This is a genomic window from Leisingera sp. F5 (assembly GCF_001593695.1).
This window is the reverse complement of sequence record NZ_LUKH01000749.1, coordinates 1-1,739: the sequence shown is the minus strand read 5'-3', so window position 1 is coordinate 1,739 and position 1,739 is coordinate 1. Positions and strand designations below refer to the sequence as shown.

Genomic DNA, 1,739 nt, shown 5'->3' with positions numbered 1-1,739 from the left:
GACCAGGGCGGCTTCACCGATGCGGCACGCAAGATGGGGATCTCGAAATCCGCAGTCTCCAAGCATGTTTCGAGCCTGGAAACCCGGCTTGGCGCGCGGCTGTTGAACCGCACCACCCGCCGGGTGTCGCCGACCGAGATCGGGCTGGCCTATTATGACCGCGCCCGCCGGGTGCTGAATGACGCCGGCGAAGCGGATGCGCTGGTCACCTCGATGCAATCGGCCCCCTCGGGACTGCTGAGGATTTCGGTCGCCACCGATTTCGGGGTCAATCATCTGTCTCCGGTACTGTCGGATTTCCTGCAGGATTTTCCGGATATCACCGTCAACATGGTGCTGAACAACCGCTATGTGGAGCTGATTTCCGAAGGGTTCGACATGGCGGTTCGGATCGGCGAGCTGGAAGACAGCAGCTTGCGCGCCCGCAAGCTGACCGAGACGTCCAAACGGATGATCGCCTCTCCTGCATATCTGGAGAAATACGGCCGTCCGCAGAAAATCGACGAATTGAATACCCACAAGCTGCTGCATTATTCCAGCCAGTCCAGCGGCAACGTCTGGAAGATCACCGCGCCGTCCGGAGAAAAACGCCAGGTGCGCACATCGGGCTGGCTGTCGGTGAATGACGGGCAATCGCTGCTGAACGCTGCAATCTCCGGTCTCGGCATCGCCTACCTGCCCAGCTATCTGTATTCGGAGGCGCTGGAAGAAGGGCTGGTCGAAGACGTCATGCCCAGCCTGCCGGTGGAAACCCAGGGTATCTATGCGGTCTACCCGCCAGGCAAATTCACCCAGCCCAAAGTGCGGGCTTTCATCGATTTTCTGGTGCAGGCCTTTGCCGACCGCGACCCGTCGGAATGGAAAACCTGAACCGGTTCTACGGAAAACCGGACCAAGACATCCCTCGAAGACCTGCCCCCGCACCATTTGCGGGGGCCTTTTTTAGAGCCGAACACTCTCGAAACACAGCGGGAAGGCTCCCGCCCGCCCCGGATCAATCAACGATTGACCCTGGCCCAACACCGTCAAGAGGTCTTGGCTTAGCCAATGCACCTGCGGGGGCGGGAGTTTTCCGGCGCGCATCTATTGCAGGGCCTCACTCGGCGAGCAGCACCGCTTCCACCCGCCGGTTGGCTTCGCGCCCCTCCGGGGTCAGATTGCTGGCTATCGGGGCCAAAAAACCGGCGCCGGCGACCTTGATCCGCGCCGTATCTGCGCCTTGCCCCTCGACCAAACGGTCCTTCACTGATTGCGCGCGGCGTTTGGAGATACCGATGTTCTGCTGCTGCGAGCCCACCGTGTCAGTATGGCCGACCAGCAGCAGCCGGTACTGCGGGTTGGCGGCGAGATAATCCGCCAGCTCGCGCAAGCTGGCATAGGAGCCGTCCTGCAGCCGGGCGGAGCCGCTTTGAAACACCAGATCCGTCAGAACGGCGTGGCCGCGCACCTCCAGCACTTTGGCCAGTTCCACCGGTCGCACCGTGCCGGGCTTCTCAGCGTCAGGTTTCACCACCACGGGCGCGGCTGTTGCCGTTGCAGCCGATCCAGGTGGATGCACTGTGATCATTTGCATAAAAGCCGCGCCGCCTGCGCGTGACACCAGGAGCGAGACTGCCTCGGTTCCTTTGGCTGCGGACAGGAAGTGATAACTGGAGATATCCACCATCATGTCCGGCGACGGCACCACCTCAATCCCGAAGCGGAAGCCGAAGCCGCCGCAATCGCGCGCCGTACAGTCC

General features: G+C 61.9%; 2 protein-coding genes. One reads left to right on the top strand and one right to left on the bottom strand.

Annotated elements, in window-relative coordinates:
- Positions 1–870 (top strand): LysR family transcriptional regulator (locus A2I95_RS35520; RefSeq protein WP_291737254.1); only part of this gene is annotated, 870 nt, incomplete at its 5' end.
- A gap of 226 nt (positions 871–1,096) precedes the next feature.
- Here the strand turns inward: A2I95_RS35520 and A2I95_RS35515 are convergent.
- The coding region (locus tag A2I95_RS35515; protein WP_291737253.1) for an OmpA family protein at positions 1,097–1,739 on the bottom strand (643 nt) is incomplete at its 5' end.